Source organism: Burkholderia sp. IMCC1007, assembly GCF_027257875.1.
In the GTDB taxonomy this organism is placed as follows: Bacteria; Pseudomonadota; Gammaproteobacteria; order Burkholderiales; family Burkholderiaceae; genus Burkholderia.
Window position 1 is genome coordinate 15,254 of sequence record NZ_JAPVQY010000012.1, and the last position, 14,271, is coordinate 29,524.

At 65.4% G+C, this 14,271-nt stretch carries 14 protein-coding genes; 2 read left to right on the top strand and 12 right to left on the bottom strand.

The window, feature by feature from the left end; translation table 11 throughout:
- Positions 1–69 precede the first annotated feature (69 nt).
- The 11 genes from O1Q03_RS13745 to O1Q03_RS13795 form a co-directional block, all read right to left on the bottom strand.
- Positions 70–864 (bottom strand): ABC transporter substrate-binding protein, encoded by a 795-nt coding sequence (locus O1Q03_RS13745; protein ID WP_269504089.1) that lies wholly within the window; start codon positions 862–864, stop codon positions 70–72.
- Between the two features lie 353 nt (positions 865–1,217).
- The gene (gene astE / locus O1Q03_RS13750; protein ID WP_269504254.1) at positions 1,218–2,285 is read right to left on the bottom strand and encodes a succinylglutamate desuccinylase; all 1,068 of its coding nucleotides are present in this window, start codon (positions 2,283–2,285) and stop codon (positions 1,218–1,220) included.
- 7 nt (positions 2,286–2,292) lie between these two features.
- The gene (gene astB / locus O1Q03_RS13755) at positions 2,293–3,633 is read right to left on the bottom strand and encodes an N-succinylarginine dihydrolase (RefSeq protein WP_269504090.1); all 1,341 of its coding nucleotides are present in this window, start codon (positions 3,631–3,633) and stop codon (positions 2,293–2,295) included.
- A gap of 14 nt (positions 3,634–3,647) precedes the next feature.
- On the bottom strand, positions 3,648–5,111 hold the full coding sequence (gene astD, locus O1Q03_RS13760) for a succinylglutamate-semialdehyde dehydrogenase (RefSeq protein ID WP_269504091.1): 1,464 nt from the start codon (positions 5,109–5,111) through the stop codon (positions 3,648–3,650).
- Between the two features lie 7 nt (positions 5,112–5,118).
- A complete protein-coding gene (gene astA / locus O1Q03_RS13765) occupies positions 5,119–6,165 on the bottom strand; it encodes an arginine N-succinyltransferase (RefSeq protein WP_269504092.1) in 1,047 nt (348 codons plus the stop codon).
- Complete coding sequence (gene aruF / locus O1Q03_RS13770) at positions 6,162–7,229, bottom strand: arginine/ornithine succinyltransferase subunit alpha (protein WP_269504093.1); 1,068 nt, start codon at positions 7,227–7,229, stop codon at positions 6,162–6,164. Before aruF ends, astA begins: the two co-directional genes overlap by 4 nt.
- A 31-nt stretch (positions 7,230–7,260) precedes the next feature.
- Positions 7,261–8,493 carry an aspartate aminotransferase family protein gene (locus O1Q03_RS13775; RefSeq protein ID WP_175909668.1) on the bottom strand — a complete coding sequence of 411 codons (1,233 nt, stop codon included), beginning with the start codon at positions 8,491–8,493 and terminating at the stop codon, positions 7,261–7,263.
- A gap of 957 nt (positions 8,494–9,450) precedes the next feature.
- Positions 9,451–10,491, bottom strand: coding sequence for a GlxA family transcriptional regulator (locus O1Q03_RS13780; RefSeq protein WP_269504094.1), 1,041 nt, complete (start codon positions 10,489–10,491; stop codon positions 9,451–9,453).
- Positions 10,492–10,512: 21 nt separating this feature from the next.
- A complete protein-coding gene (locus O1Q03_RS13785) occupies positions 10,513–11,313 on the bottom strand; it encodes an ABC transporter ATP-binding protein (protein WP_269504095.1) in 801 nt (266 codons plus the stop codon).
- A gap of 21 nt (positions 11,314–11,334) precedes the next feature.
- The gene (locus O1Q03_RS13790; RefSeq protein WP_269504096.1) at positions 11,335–12,048 is read right to left on the bottom strand and encodes an ABC transporter permease; all 714 of its coding nucleotides are present in this window, start codon (positions 12,046–12,048) and stop codon (positions 11,335–11,337) included.
- Positions 12,045–12,734 (bottom strand): ABC transporter permease, encoded by a 690-nt coding sequence (locus O1Q03_RS13795; RefSeq protein WP_059815953.1) that lies wholly within the window; start codon positions 12,732–12,734, stop codon positions 12,045–12,047. The genes O1Q03_RS13790 and O1Q03_RS13795 overlap by 4 nt, the downstream gene beginning before the upstream one ends.
- 399 nt (positions 12,735–13,133) lie before the next feature.
- Here O1Q03_RS13795 and O1Q03_RS13800 point away from each other — a divergent pair, with 399 nt between their 5' ends.
- Both O1Q03_RS13800 and O1Q03_RS13805 read left to right on the top strand, forming a co-directional pair.
- Positions 13,134–13,430 (top strand): BrnT family toxin, encoded by a 297-nt coding sequence (locus O1Q03_RS13800; RefSeq protein ID WP_269504099.1) that lies wholly within the window; start codon positions 13,134–13,136, stop codon positions 13,428–13,430.
- Complete coding sequence (locus O1Q03_RS13805; protein ID WP_269504100.1) at positions 13,414–13,710, top strand: BrnA antitoxin family protein; 297 nt, start codon at positions 13,414–13,416, stop codon at positions 13,708–13,710. Before O1Q03_RS13800 ends, O1Q03_RS13805 begins: the two co-directional genes overlap by 17 nt.
- Positions 13,711–13,713: 3 nt before the next feature.
- On the opposite strand, the gene O1Q03_RS13810 is transcribed toward O1Q03_RS13805, so the two are convergent.
- Positions 13,714–14,271: a hypothetical protein gene (locus O1Q03_RS13810; protein ID WP_269504102.1), complete on the bottom strand. Its 558-nt coding sequence runs from the start codon at positions 14,269–14,271 to the stop codon at positions 13,714–13,716.

Consider the following 14,271-nt stretch of genomic DNA (forward strand, 5'->3'; position numbering starts at 1 on the left):
GCCAGCCCCAAAAGCAAACCGGCCGCAAAAGCGGCCGGTTTTTTTACATCATGCGATCGAGCGAAGCGCTTACTTGAGCGTCACGGGCACGCTGAAATACTTCTTCGCGAGGGTGTCGATCGTGCCGTCGGCCTTCAGTTCCTTCAGCGCCTGATCGAGCGCGGTCTTCAGCGCCGCGTCGTTCTTGCGCAGGCCGAAACCGACGCCCGAGCCGAGGATCTCCGCATCGCTGACCGTGCCGCCGGCGAACCCGAAGCCCTGGCCTTGCGGCTTCGACAGGAAGCCCTTCGAGCCCGCTTCCGAATCCTGGAACGTCGCGTCGAGACGGCCCGACTTCAGATCGGCGTAGGCCAGGTCCTGCGTCTGGTACGGCACGACTTCGACGCCTGCCGGCGCCCACTTCTTCTTCGCGTACGCTTCCTGGATCGTGCCCTGCAGCACGCCAACCCGCTTGCCCTTCAGCGACTGCGGCGTCGGCTGCATGCCGCTACCCTGCTTCGCGATCAGCTGGTTCGGGATCGTGTAGATCGGATCGGTGAACGCGATCGCGTGCTTGCGCTGGTCGGTGATCGTCATGTCCGAGTTGATCGCGTCGAACTTGCGCGCCTGCAGCGCCGGGATCAGGCCGTCGAAGTCATTCTCGACCCACACGCACTTCGTCTTCAGCTTCGCGCACACCGCGTTGCCGATGTCGATGTCGAAGCCGGTCAGCTTGCCGTCGGGCGTCTTGTATTCGAACGGCGCGTACGAGGCCTCGACGCCGAACCGGATCTCCTTCAGATCCGCAGCCATCGCGCTGCCTGCCGCCACGGCCGATGCCGCCACTACCGCGTGCGCGGCCACTTTACGCCAATCCAACTTCATCACTGTTCTCCTCGATACTCGAATGTTCCGGAACTACGGGCGCATGCATCATTGCAGGGTCGAATGACAACGACAACGCCGATGCCGCACCTTGATGCGGCGCAACAGCCGCAAGGCCGCGATTGTACCAATCCATGCGGCCCGATACGGCAAAGCGCCCGCCGATACACGATGCTGCGCTGCGTGCACGGCGGCCGCCGCGCGACTCCGTCGAACTTGCAAGACGGTGTCGCAAATATGCAAGCGCGACGGGCGCGCCGTCTGCGCGGCGTGCGGGCTTCATCTCAAAAATGAATGGACTGCGGGACGACGCGGTCGAGCGAGCCGCCGCGGCCCGCTCAGCGGCTCATCGATCAGACGAGTGCGGCCAGCGTGTCGCGCGTCGTATCGATCACGAGCAGGCCCGCGCGCAAACCCGGCTTCACGGTCGGGTTCGGAAACACGATGCGTTCCTCGTCGTGCTTCACCGTGTAGCGATAGTCGCCGTCCTGCGCGAGTACCGTGCCGCGCGCGAACGCGGTGAAGTTCGCGACGTCGGCCGCGACGAACAGCTGGAGCGCGTCGCTCTGCTTCGTGATCTGGTCGATCACGGTGAACACGCGCGGCAACGGCGGATGGCCGCCCCGCGGATGGCCGCCCCTGGCGTCGGCATCCGCCGGCACACCCGCCACGAGCTTGCGCACCGCGCGGTCGGCCGGCGCGAAGCGCGACAGGTCGTTCTGGCCGAACGGCCGCACCTTGCCGAGCTCGAGCGTGCATGCGAGCGCGCCGCAATACTCGGCCGTGAAATGCGAATACGTGTTGCCCTTCGCCGTATGCAGCAGCACGGCCGCGATGCGCGCGTCGCCGAGCCATTCGATCATCGTGCGCGTCGGCGGCGTGCCCGTGTGCGGCAGCAGCGCGAACTGCTCGAACACCGATGCGCGAATCGCCGTGTGCATGTCGATGTGCCAGCGTGCGCTGCCTGCCGGCGCGGCCGCGAAGAATGCGGCAGCCGCCGTTTCCAGCTGCACCGCACGCGGCGCTTCGCGGCTCGCGGGCACCTGCGCGTGACGACCGCTGAACAGACGATTCAGGTCGTCGTCGAGATAGCGTTCGCCCGCGCGCATCGCCGGCACGTTGCCGAGCACGACGAAGAGCCGGCACGCGAGCGACAGCGCACCCGACGCGAGATCGCGCACGAGCATCGACAGCAGCTCGATCGGCGCGGTCTCGTCGCCGTGCACGCCGGCCGAGACGAGCACGCTCGCACGCGCCGTATCGCCAGCAGTGTCACCCGCAGCCGGCTCCAGCGTCAGCAGCCCATCGCCGAGCCAGTGCCAGCGCACCGCGCCGCCCGCGCACGCGCCGTCCTTCTCGGGCGGCGCGCCACCCTCGAGCGTGAACGCGAGGAAGTCGTCGAGCAACGCGTTCGCCGACATGCCGTGCTCAGCGCTGGAAGTCATATAGCGACCCGACGCGCAGGATCTGCGTGAGTTCGTCGAGCGCCGTGCGCGATTCGTCGAGCAGCGTCGGATCCGCGAGATCTTCGGGGGCAAGGCGATCGCGGTAGTGCTTTTCGATCCACGCGTCGAGCGACGCGAACAGCGTGTCGTTCATCCACACGTTCGACGTGACGGCCGCGCGCTCCGCGTCGTTCAGCACGACACGCAGGCGCAGGCACGCGGGGCCGCCGCCGTTCTTCATGCTTTCGCGCAAGTCGAACACGAGCACGTCGCGGATCGGGCCGTTGCCGCTCGCGAGCTGATCGAGATAGGCCGCGACGTTCGCATTCTCGCGGCATTCCTGCGGCACGACGAGCACCTGCGAGCCGTCGGCGCGCGACAGCAGCTGGCTGTTGAACAGATACGACGTGACCGCATCGTTCACGCTCACGGCCGCATCGGGCACCTCGATCACGTTCAGCCGCGCGCCGCGCGCATCGAGCGTCGCCGTCAGCGTGTCGTAGATCGCCTGCTTGTTGACGAACGCGCGCTCGTGCGTGAACAGCGTGTCGCGGTTGCCGACCGAAATCACGTCGTTGTGGAACACGCCCGCATCGATCACGTCCGGATCCTGCTGCGCGTAGACCGTCGCCGCGTCGGCCAACCCGTGGCGCTGTGCGACCGCGCGGCTCGCCTCGAAGGTCTGGCGTGCCGGGAAGCGCTTCGGCTCCGGGCCGCGGCGATATTCCGAGCGGCCGTACACGAAGAACTCGACGCCCGGCTGGCCGTATTCGGCGCAAAAACGCGTATGGTTCGCCGCGCCTTCGTCGCCCAGCGCCGGCGTGCCCGTCAGCGCCTCGTGCACCGCGAAGTGGGCGGGGTCGGCAAACAGCGTCGACAGCGTGCGGCGCGTCGCTTCGTGCTCGATCGCACGATGCAGCTTGCTGCACAGGTTGGCCGGCGTGAAGTGCACGCGGCCGTCGCTCGTGTCGGCCGACGGGCTGACGGTGGCCGCGTTCGCGGTCCACATCGCCGACGCCGAGCTCGCGGCGGCGAGCAGTTCGGGCGCCTGTTTCGCGGCCTTCGCGATCACGTCGGCATCCTTGCCGGAGAAGCCGAGTTCGCGCAACAGGCGCAGCGACGGGCGCTCCTGCGGCGGCAGCACGCCTTGCGCGAAACCGAGATCCGCGAGCTGCTTCATCTTGCGCAGCCCCTGCTTCGCCGCGGCCTTCGGGTTCGCGGCCGACTTCTCGTTGTTCAGCGACGCCACGTTGCCGAACGACAGCCCGGCGTAGTTGTGGGTCGGGCCGACGAGCCCGTCGAAATTGGCTTCTTGTGCGTTCATCGTCGTTCCCTCGATCAGAAATGCAGGCCCGGCGACAGGCTCGCGGGCAAGGTCAGTTGGGTGCTTTCCACCGACGCCATCGGATACGCGCAATAGTCGGCCGCGTAGTACGCGCTGGGGCGATGATTGCCCGAGCGGCCCGTGCCGCCGAACGGCGCGGCGGACGATGCGCCGTTGGTCGGGCGGTTCCAGTTGACGATCCCGGCGCGGATCGTGCGGCGGAAGTGCGTCCAGGCGTTCTCGTCGTCGGCGAGCAGCCCGGCCGACAGGCCGAACGCCGTGTCATTCGCGCGCTCGATCGCTTCGTCGAACGTCGCGTAGCGGACGATCTGTGCGAGCGGGCCGAAGTGCTCTTCGTCCGGCAGGTTCGCGACGCCCGTCACGTCGATGATCGATGCGTTCACGAAACCGAGGCGCGGGTCGCGCTGCGTCATCGCGATGATCGGCTTCGCGCCCTGCTCGATCAGGCGCGACTGCGCATCGACCAGCTTCGCGGCCGCGCGTGCCGAGATCACCGCGCCCATGAACGGTTGCGGATCGGCATCGAACACGTCGGCCGTGATCTTCGACGTGACGTCGACGAAGCGCGCGAGGAAGCGGTCGCCGAACGCGCCCTGCGGCACGAAGATGCGGCGCGCACACGTGCAGCGCTGGCCGGCCGACAGGAACGCCGACTGGATCGTGTGATGCACGGCCGCGTCGATGTCCTCGACTTCGCCGATCACGAGCGGGTTGTTGCCGCCCATCTCGAGCGCGAGCACGATCTCCGGACGGCCGCCGAACTGCTTGTGCAGCAGCGTGCCGGTGTCCGAGCTGCCGGTGAAGAACAGCCCGTCGATCTGGCGATGATTGGCCAGCGCGATGCCGGTGTCCTTCTCGCCCTGCACGAGGTTCAGCACGCCCGCCGGGAGCCCGGCTGCCTGCCACACCTCGACCGTCGCGCGCGCGACGCCCGGTGCGAGCTCCGACGGCTTGAACACGACCGTGTTGCCGGCGATCAGCGCAGGCACGATATGACCGTTCGGCAAGTGGCCGGGGAAGTTGTACGGGCCGAACACGGCCACGACACCGTGCGGCCGATGGCGCAGCACCGCGACGCCGTCGGCCATGTCCTGGCGCTTCTCGCCGGTGCGTTCCTGATACGCCTGGATCGAGATGCCGACCTTCGCGGCCATCGCCGCGACTTCGGTGCGCGCTTCCCACAGCGGCTTGCCCGTTTCGCGGCCGATCGCGGTAGCGATTGCTTCCTTGCGTTCGGTGAGCAGCGCCGCGAAGCGCTTGACGATCTCGCAGCGCGCTTGGAAGTCGAGTGCCGACCAGCTGGCGAATGCGCGGCGTGCGCTCGCGACCGCGCGGTCGACGTCGGCCGCCGATGCGCTGCCGCCCTGCCAAGCGATTTCGTCGGTGCCGGGGTTGCGCGAAGCGAATGCGGGGCCCGAGCCTGCGACCCAGGCGCCGTCGATGAAGAGTTCCGTCATGATTCGTTTATCCCTGTTTGACTTTGAGCGGCAGCACGCGGACCGGATCGCCGGCCTTCACGTCGAGCGCGACGGCATCGTCGGCCGACAGCACGAACGAACCGTTTGCGACCACGCCCGGCGCGACGCCGACGCGGAAATCGTTCAGCGACGTGTTCGACACGAGCGACTTCGGCGGATGGCCGCCCCGCGCGTTATCGCTTGCATCCGGCACGCCGATCGCGACCGGCACGACGACGCTCTCGCGCACCGTGCGCAAGTCGTTGATATGGCATTCGAGCACCGGGCCCGCGTCGAAGATGTCGACGTGGTTCTGGTAGCGCAGCCCTTCCGCTTCGAGCATCTTGCGGGCCGGCAGCGTGTCGCGGTGCGTGAGGCCGACCGCGTCCTGCGCGTCCTGCGGCAGCAGGTCGACGTACACCGGGTAGCGCGGCATCAGTTCCGCGAGGAACGACTTGCGGCCGTGCGAGCTCAGGTAGTCCGCCGCGTTGAAATCGATCTGGTAGAAGTGCGAACCGACTGCGCGCCAGAACGGCGACGTGCCGTCTTCGTCGAAGTGGCCGCGCAGTTCCGCGCAGATGCGTTCCGGGAAGCGCTCGCGGAACTGCGCGATGAACATGAAGCGCGAGCGCGACAGCAGCCCGCCGACGCCGCCCGTGCGATAGCGCGGGCTCAGGAACAGCGAGCACACTTCCGCGTAGCCCGTCAGGTCGTGCGAGATGTTCAGCGCGGACATCCGTGTCCACACGCCGAGTTCCTGGCTCGCGTGCACGACCGTGCTCACGCGATAGTTGTAGAACGGCTGTTCGAGGCCGACCTGCGTCTCGATCCCGCACACGCCGGCGATGTCGCCCGTCGTCGATTCTTCCATCACGAAGAAGTAGCCGGCTTCGCCCGGCGCGGCCCGGCCTTCGAGCGTGCGGCGCGAGCGTTCGATGCGCGCCGCGAGCGCGTCGCGGTCGGGCTTGAACGTAGTCAGGCCCGGCCCGGTTTCCTTCGCGAGCGACACGAGCGCGTCGACGTCGCCCGTTTGTACGACCCGAACGACGATCATGCTACGTCTCCCTTCAATTCTTCATCGTCGCGGCGGTGCAGCGGCACGCAGCGCACGACATCGCCATCCTTCACATCCAGTGCCGCGCGCACGTCGGCCGCCAGCGGCGCATCGGCGCCCCGCGCGTCAGCCGTGTCGCCCGGCAGGTCGGCCAGCACGCAGCGGAACGATTCGCCGCTGCCGCTCGACACCATGTACGCCACGTCGCCCTGCTGGCGCGCGGCTTCGCGCACCGTGCGCTCCGCGCCGTGCTTCACGCACGACGTGCGGTCGACCTGTGCGGTCAGCACCGGGCCCGCGTCGAAGATGTCGACGAAGCGGTCAGGCTCGAAGCCTTCCTCGAGGTGGATGTCGTAGGCGAGCAGCGCCGTTTCGTTCGGCTCGCCGAGCACGCGCTGCGCGGCTTCCGGCAGCAGCGGCACGTAGAGCGGGTAGGCCGGCATCACTTCCGCGATGAACGTGCGGCTGCGGCCGCCCGATGCGATATCGACATCGGTGAAATCGCGGCCGAAGAACTTGCGGCCCACCGCTTCCCAGAACGGCGATGCGCCCGTGTTGTCGCTCACGCCGAGCAGCAGCGTGAACACTTCCGGCGTGAAGCGGCGGCGATTCGCGGCGATGTACATCATCCGGGCGCGCGAGATCAGGTGCGCGGCCGCGTCGCCGCGCAGCGACGGATCGACGTAGAAGCCCGCGAGCCGGCTCTTGCCGGTCAGCTCGTGCGACATCGTGAGCGCGTGGATCTTGCGGTTCACGTGCAGCTCGCGCGACGCGTGGATCAGTGCGTCGTTGCGGAACGCGTAGAACGGTTCCGAGTAGCCGGCTGCGGCCACGATGCTCGCCGTGCCGAGCAGCTTGCCGGTCGACGAATCCTCGAGCACGAAGAGATAGAATTCTTCGCCGGCGAAGTCGACGTCCGCGCGAAACGAATCCTCGGAGAGCGCCACACGCGCTTCGAGCGCCGCGCGGTCGTGCGGCAGCGAGTGCAGGACCGGCTGCGCGGTGCGCGCCATTTGCGCGAGCGCATCGAGATCCGTGAGTTTGCCGGGGCGAACAAATAGCATCGTCGTTCCTGTTCTGCGGTGGGTGCGCCGATCAGCGCGCGGTGGCTTCCTGGGCCGCGAGCACCTGCTCGACTGCCTTCTCGAAGCGCTTCACGCCTTCGTCGAGCAGGTCGAACGGGATCACCAGCGACGGGACGAAGCGCAGCACGTTCGGGCCGGCGATCAGCATGATCAGGCCGTTCTCGGCGGCGGCCGTGACGAAGTCCTTCGCGCGGCCGTCGAATGCGGCGGTGAGTTCCGCGCCGACCAGGAGGCCCTTGCCGCGAATGTCCTTGAAGATGCCGAAGCGGGCGTTGATGCGTTCGAGCGCGCCCTTCAGGCGCACGCTGCGTTCGCGCACGCCTTCGAGCAGTGCCGGGTCGCCGATCAGTTCGACGACCTTGTCGGCGATCGCCGATGCGAGCGGGTTGCCGCCGTACGTCGTGCCGTGCACGCCGACCTTGAAGTGCGCGGCCAGTTCGTTCGTCGTCAGCATCGCGCCGATCGGGAAGCCGTTGCCGAGCGCTTTCGCGGTCGTGAGGATGTCCGGCGTGACGCCCGTGTCCATGTAGGCGTAGAACTGGCCGGTGCGGCCGACGCCCGTTTGCACTTCGTCGAAGATCAGCAGTGCGTCGTTGGCGTCGCACGCTTCGCGCAGTGCTTTCAGGAACGCGGGATCGGCCGGGATCACGCCGCCTTCGCCCTGCACCGGCTCGACGATTACTGCGCAGGTTTGCGGGCCGATCGCGGCCTTCGCGGCTTCGATGTCGTTGAACGGCAGGTGCTTGATGCCTTCCGGCACCGGGCCGAAGCCTTCGGAGTACTTCGGCTGACCGCCGACGCTGACCGTGAAGAACGTGCGGCCGTGGAACGACTGGACGAACGACACGATTTCGTACTTGTCGGCGCCGTGGCGGTCGAACGCGACGCGGCGCGCGAGCTTCAGTGCGGCTTCGTTCGCTTCCGCGCCCGAGTTCGCGAAGAAAGCGCGGTCGGCGAAGGTCAGCGACTCGAGGCGCTTCGCGAGGCGCAGCACCGGTTCGTTCGTGTAGCCGTTGCCGATGTGCCAGAGTTTGCGGCCTTGTTCGTCAAGGACCTTCAGCAGTTCCGGGTGGCCGTGGCCCAGCGACGTTACCGCGATGCCACAGGCGAAGTCCACGTATTCGCGGCCGGCCGTGTCCCACACACGCGAGCCCTCGGCACGGTCCGGCACGAACGGCGCAGGGGAGAATACCGGCACCATCACTTCGTCGAATGTCTGGCGGGTCACGGTCGAGGTCGTCATGGTCGTTCCTTTCGGTTTCGTAAGAGGGTTCAACAGGATCAAGTTTAGGTAAGGGTGAGGGAAGCGTCTTGCAGAATTGCGACGGGTTCTATCGGAAGCGGATAGTGCGCTTTTATTTTGCCCTTTTGCGGGCGGGGGTCTTTTTTTTGCGCGTGGGTTCGGTTGGCGGTGCGCTCGCTTTTTCGTGAAGCACCTGTGATCTTGTCGGTCTATTAGCGTCGCCCCTGCGCGGGGCGGCGGTTACTTTTCTTTGTCTTGCCAAAGAAAAGTAACCAAAAGAAAGGCGCTGTGAAAACGCAAGACCTCCCGGTGCCGTGGTCAACGGAGTGGACACCGCCTAAGTGTCCGCGCCAGTCAGGAAGCCGGAGTGGTTCGAGCAATGGTTCCGACACCCTCCCCTACCCAACTGAGCGGTATACCGCCCGCTAGCTCCATCCTCGCTACGCTCGGCTGCAAGGTACTCCAGTCGCAATTCATGCGGCCACGCACCCTGCCCTGCGCCCTGCGCCCTGCGCCCTGCGCCCTGCGCCCAATGATCGTAGAGGATACCGATTCATTATTGATGTATGACGAATCGTGATTGTGTAAGCCGATCGACCGGTGCGGCAGCATGGAGCGGCGTGCGCAGGGGGTGTACCTGTCGGCCGAGCGAAGCGAGGACGGAGCTAGCGGGTGGTATACCGCTCTGTTGGGTAGTGGGAGGTGTCGGAACCATTGCTCGAACCACTCCGGGTTCTATCCTAGCGCGGACACTTAGGCGAGGGCCACTCCGGCTGCCACGGCACCGGGAGGTCATGCGTTTTCACAGCGCCTTTCTTTTGGTTACTTTTCTTTGGCAAGACAAAGAAAAGTAACCGCCGCCCCGCGCAGGGGCGACGCTAATAGACCGACAAGATCACAGGTGCTTCACGAAAAAGCGAGCGCACCGCAAAAAACGAGCGCACCGCAAACCGAGCCTTAATCTTTCACGCGCTCGACGAGCGCCCCGCCGCGAGGTTCGCTGCCGCCGCCGGTTTGCTTCTCGAGCCACGCTCGCCGATCTTCCCGAGGCGTAACCCCAAACCTCTCCCGATAAGCATTAGAAAAATGCGCAGCAGAAGAGAACCCACAGGCGAGAGAAACTTGCACGACCGACTTGCTGGTCCGCTGCAACTGCGTCCGAGCCTTGAGCAACCGAAGATTGAGGTAATACTTGGAAGGCATCGCCCCGAGATACTGCCGAAACAGCCGCTCCAGTTGTCGGCGCGAAACGCCGACCAACCCGGCGATTTCATCGGTAGTGAGAGGATCCTCGACATTAGCCTCCATGAGCATCAACGCATCGTTGAGCCGAGGATGCCGCTCCCCCGGAGCCGTAACGAAAGGAATCCGCTGCCGCTCCTCGCCGCTGCGCAGCGTGCCGGCGCCGAGCGCATCGGCAATCCGCTCCGCAAGATCGGCCCCATGTTCGCGGCCAATCATGGCCAGCATGAAATCAACGGTGGCCTGCCCACCGGCACAGGTCGCCCGATCGCGATCGATCTCGAAGATCTGCTGCGTGACGATCGACCGCTCGAACTGCTCGGCGAACTGCTGATACGTCTCCCAGTTCACGCTCACGCGATACCCGGAAAGCTGCCCGGCCATCGCGAGCCACCACACGCCGTGGTGAATGCCGGTCACGACCGGCGTACGCTGCCCGACCCGCGCAAGACTCGCGAGAAACAACCGGTAATCGGCAAACTGCTGAAACCGCTCCGACACGACGATCACCCAGTCGCACGCGATCGCATCGTTGAACGCCGCATCGGCATGCCACTGCGCACCGCCGGCGAGCGGCACCGGCCGCCCGTCCCACGAACACACCTGCCAGCGATACAGCAAGCGCCCGTCGATCTCGTTCGCAAGATTCAACGCATCGACGATCGGACCCACACCCGACATCGACACGGGCGGCAATGCAACGATCGCCACCTGCGTCGTGCGGGTGGCGCCTGCTGGACGAGACACCGGTACCACGTATGAAACCCGCCCTTCGCGTTACTTGAGACTGCCCGACAGGAACTGCTTCAGACGCTCGCTCTGCGGACGCACCAGCACCTCCTTCGGATCGCCCTCTTCCTCGGTCCGCCCCTGATGCAGGAACATCACGTGGTTGGACACGTTGCGCGCAAAACCCATCTCGTGCGTGACGACGATCATCGTGCGACCTTCCTCGGCCAGCTTCTGCATCACCTTCAGCACTTCGCCGACGAGCTCCGGATCGAGCGCGGAGGTCGGCTCGTCGAACAGCATCACGTCCGGATGCATCGCCAGCGCGCGCGCAATCGCGACACGCTGCTGCTGCCCACCCGACAGATGCGACGGATACTGCTTCTCGACACGCGGCGGCAAACCGACCTTCTCCAGGTACTCGCGCGCACGGTCCTCGGCTTCCTTCTTCGAAATGCCGAGAACGTGCACGGGCGCTTCCATCACGTTCTCGAGCACGTTCATGTGCGCCCACAGGTTGAAGTGCTGGAACACCATCGCAAGCTTCGTGCGGATGCGCTGCAACTGCTTGTGATCGGCAACCTCCAGCGCACCTGCGCGGTCGGCCTTCGTGCGCACGGCCTCGCCGTCGACGACGATCTGCCCCGCATTCGGCCGCTCGAGAAAATTGATGCAGCGCAGGAACGTGCTCTTGCCCGACCCGCTCGCACCGATGATGCTGATGACGTCGCCGGCCTTCGCGTTCAGCGACACGCCCTTGAGCACCTCGTTATCGCCATAGCGCTTGTGAATGTCGACCGCGGCAAGCTTGGTGGAAGCGGACGCGCTCGTTTGTGTGATCTCGGCCATCTGGCTCTCCTCGAAGTGAAATCAATGACGGCCGGCCGCGAGATACGCGAGCCAGTGGCGCTCCGCCCGGCGAAATGCCGCGACGAGTGCGAACGATACCGCAAGATAGATCAGCGCGGCGATTCCGAACGACTGGAAGGCCATGTAGGTCGCGGAATTGGCGTCGCGCGCGACCTTCAGAATGTCGGGCACGGTGGCCGTGAACGCAACGGTGGTCGCGTGCAGCATCAGGATCACCTCGTTGCTGTACAGCGGCAGCGCACGGCGCAGCGCCGACGGCAGGATCACGCGGCGATACATCGTGAACGGCGACATCCCGTACGCCCGCGCCGCCTCGACCTCGCCGTGCGGAATCGCGCGGATCGCACCGGCGAAGATTTCGGTGGTGTACGCGCAGGTGTTCAGCGCGAACGCGAGAATCGCGCAGTTGAAACCGCTGCGGAAAAAAGCGTCGAGCAGAGAATGCGAACGCACGAACTCGAGGCTGTACATGCCCGTGTACATCAGCAGCAGCTGCACGTACAGCGGCGTGCCGCGGAACACGTACGTGTAGAAGCGCACCGGCATCGACACCCACTTGTTCTTCGATACGCGCGCGACCGCGAGCGGCACCGCACACACGAAGCCGAGCGAAATCGACGCGACGAGCAGCCACAGCGTCACCGCAAGGCCGGAGAGGCGCTGGCCGTCCCAGTAAAGGAACGCCTTGCCGAATTCCTGGAGGATCTCGATCATAGTTCTGCGTGCCGCACGCCCATGGAATAACGCTTCTCGAGCTGGATCAGCACGAGGTTGGAAACGGTGGTGATCGCGAGATAGATCAGCGCCGCGATGAGGATGAAGAAGAACATGTTGAAGGTGCTCTTGCCGGCGTCCTGCGCGGCCTTCACGACGTCCGCGAGACCGATGATCGACACCAGCGCGGTAGCCTTCACGAGCACCTGCCAGTTGTTGCCGATGCCCGGCAGCGCAAAGCGCATCATCTGCGGAAACATGATCCGCACGAACACGCGCATCCCGCTCATCCCGTAAGCGGCACCCGCCTCGAGCTGGCCGCGCGGCACGGAGAGAAACGCACCGCGGAATGTCTCGGTGAAGTACGCACCGTAGATGAAGCCGAGCGTCAGCACACCCGCAACGAACGGATCGATGTCGATCTGGTCCCAGCCGACGAGGTCGGTGAACTGGTTCAGCCAGATCTGAATGCTGTAGAACAGCAGCAGCATCAGGACGAGGTCGGGTACCGAGCGAATCAGCGTCGTATAGCCGGTCGCGATCGCTCGCAGCACCCGGTTGTGCGACAGCTTCGCCACCGCGCCGATCAGCCCCAGCGCCACCGCAGCGGCGAGCGACAGCACCGACAGCTCGATGGTCTGCACGGTGCCGGCCCATAGGACAGGACCAAAGCCGTAAAGGAACACGCGCGTCTCCAGTGTTGAAAGGGATACCGGCGCGAATCACTGTCCCGCACCGGGCTGACGCGGATAGTCGCAAGCGAAATTGATTGCCTCAAATCACCGTGCACGCGATTGCTGCGTCGCAGCAAGCCGCCCCGTCATTTGCAAGTACGGCCTACATCGCTGTTTCAAAAGGAAAAAACCCGCTCCCTGACAGTCCGATAACAGGCAGGGAAGCGGGCTTTTTGCAATTTTCCGGTCGCTTTTTCGATATAGCGCCGCACTGGCCATCGCGCCGAATGCGCACGTCCGGACCCGCGTCACACAATCGCTCGCTGATGTCCGCGGCGCGATGCGCGCCGACTCGATGCCGCCCGCAGCGGCACCCTATTTTTTGCATCTACAAAAACCTCTTGCCACCTCATGTTTTTGCATCCACAATTAGTCGGAATTCCTTTCGTTTTCGATGATGCGAAGGATCTGTCGAACCGACTGAAACACGGCATCTCGTTACGAATGGCCGAATTCGCCGAGTGGGAAGCAGCGCGCGCGTGGCCGGACGTCCGTCGCGATTACGGCGAGACACGCTCGGCCTGTCTGGTGCCGACCGGTGCGCGCCTTCACACGGCGATCGTCGTCCCGCGCGGCCGCGTGCTGCGTGTCGTCAGCCTGCGAAAGGCGAACAACCGAGAGATGATTCGATATGAAGAAGGTGGCTAAATTCATACACAACACGCCCGAGGAAGAAGCGGCGATCGCGCGCGGCATCGCCGCCGATCCGGACGCCCATGAACTCAGCGACGAAGAAATCGATGCGATGGAGCCATTCGTCGAGGCCGTCGCGAAGAAATTCGGGCGCCCGAAGCTCGAGCACCCGAAGGAGCAGGTCAGCATCCGCTACGACGCGGACATCCTCGCCGCGTTTCGGGCCGACGGCCCCGGCTGGCAGACGCGCATGAACGACGCGCTGCGCGACTGGCTGAAGAAGCACCGCGCGTAAACGTCACCGCCCCTTCAGGATGTCGGAGCGCGAAGTCGTATAGACGAGCCCGTCCGGGCCGAAATGGACGTTGAAGAACGCGTCGGTGTTCACGCCGTCCTCGAGCCAGCGCCAGCTCCATACCGTCTCGGGTTTCAGCGGGTACTGCGCGATGTCGCCCGGCTTGCCGAGCAGGCGCCGCACCTCGTCCTCGTTCATCCCGGGGCGCACCTGCGCGAAATTCTCGGCAGTCAACACCTGCGTCGCGCCCGTGTAGCGCCCGTTCGCGTCGAGATCGACGAACCACGTCTGGTTGCCCATCGGGCCGCGCGGATACTCGAGACGCTTCGAGCCGTCCGTGAATACGCGCTCGGTCTCGGGCTTGCCCATCGTCGCACGCACGTCGTCCTCGGTCGATACGCCGACCTTGAGCCCCTTGAGCAGCAGCGGCGCCGGCTTGATCGCGGTGAAAAAGTCCCTGATACGTTGCACGTCGAGGTGGCCTTGCTTGTCGTCGCAACCGGTCAGCGCCAGCGCGGCGGCCAGCATCGTCACGGAAAGCAGCCGGAAACGAAAATTCAT

What these genes read in the sequence shown, in the direction of transcription:
- astB (WP_269504090.1), bottom strand. Translation starts at nt 3,633, where the DNA reads ATGAACGCACAAGAAGCCAATTTCGACGGGCTCGTCGGCCCGACCCAC.
- astE (WP_269504254.1), bottom strand. Translation starts at nt 2,285, where the DNA reads ATGTCGGCGAACGCGTTGCTCGACGACTTCCTCGCGTTCACGCTCGAG.
- O1Q03_RS13785 (WP_269504095.1), bottom strand. Translation starts at nt 11,313, where the DNA reads ATGGCCGAGATCACACAAACGAGCGCGTCCGCTTCCACCAAGCTTGCC.
- O1Q03_RS13775 (WP_175909668.1), bottom strand. Translation starts at nt 8,493, where the DNA reads ATGACGACCTCGACCGTGACCCGCCAGACATTCGACGAAGTGATGGTG.
- O1Q03_RS13805 (WP_269504100.1), top strand. Translation starts at nt 13,414, where the DNA reads ATGAAGAAGGTGGCTAAATTCATACACAACACGCCCGAGGAAGAAGCG.
- O1Q03_RS13800 (WP_269504099.1), top strand. Translation starts at nt 13,134, where the DNA reads ATGTTTTTGCATCCACAATTAGTCGGAATTCCTTTCGTTTTCGATGAT.
- O1Q03_RS13810 (WP_269504102.1), bottom strand. Translation starts at nt 14,271, where the DNA reads ATGAATTTTCGTTTCCGGCTGCTTTCCGTGACGATGCTGGCCGCCGCG.
- astA (WP_269504092.1), bottom strand. Translation starts at nt 6,165, where the DNA reads ATGATCGTCGTTCGGGTCGTACAAACGGGCGACGTCGACGCGCTCGTG.
- astD (WP_269504091.1), bottom strand. Translation starts at nt 5,111, where the DNA reads ATGACGGAACTCTTCATCGACGGCGCCTGGGTCGCAGGCTCGGGCCCC.
- O1Q03_RS13745 (WP_269504089.1), bottom strand. Translation starts at nt 864, where the DNA reads ATGAAGTTGGATTGGCGTAAAGTGGCCGCGCACGCGGTAGTGGCGGCA.
- O1Q03_RS13790 (WP_269504096.1), bottom strand. Translation starts at nt 12,048, where the DNA reads ATGATCGAGATCCTCCAGGAATTCGGCAAGGCGTTCCTTTACTGGGAC.
- aruF (WP_269504093.1), bottom strand. Translation starts at nt 7,229, where the DNA reads ATGCTATTTGTTCGCCCCGGCAAACTCACGGATCTCGATGCGCTCGCG.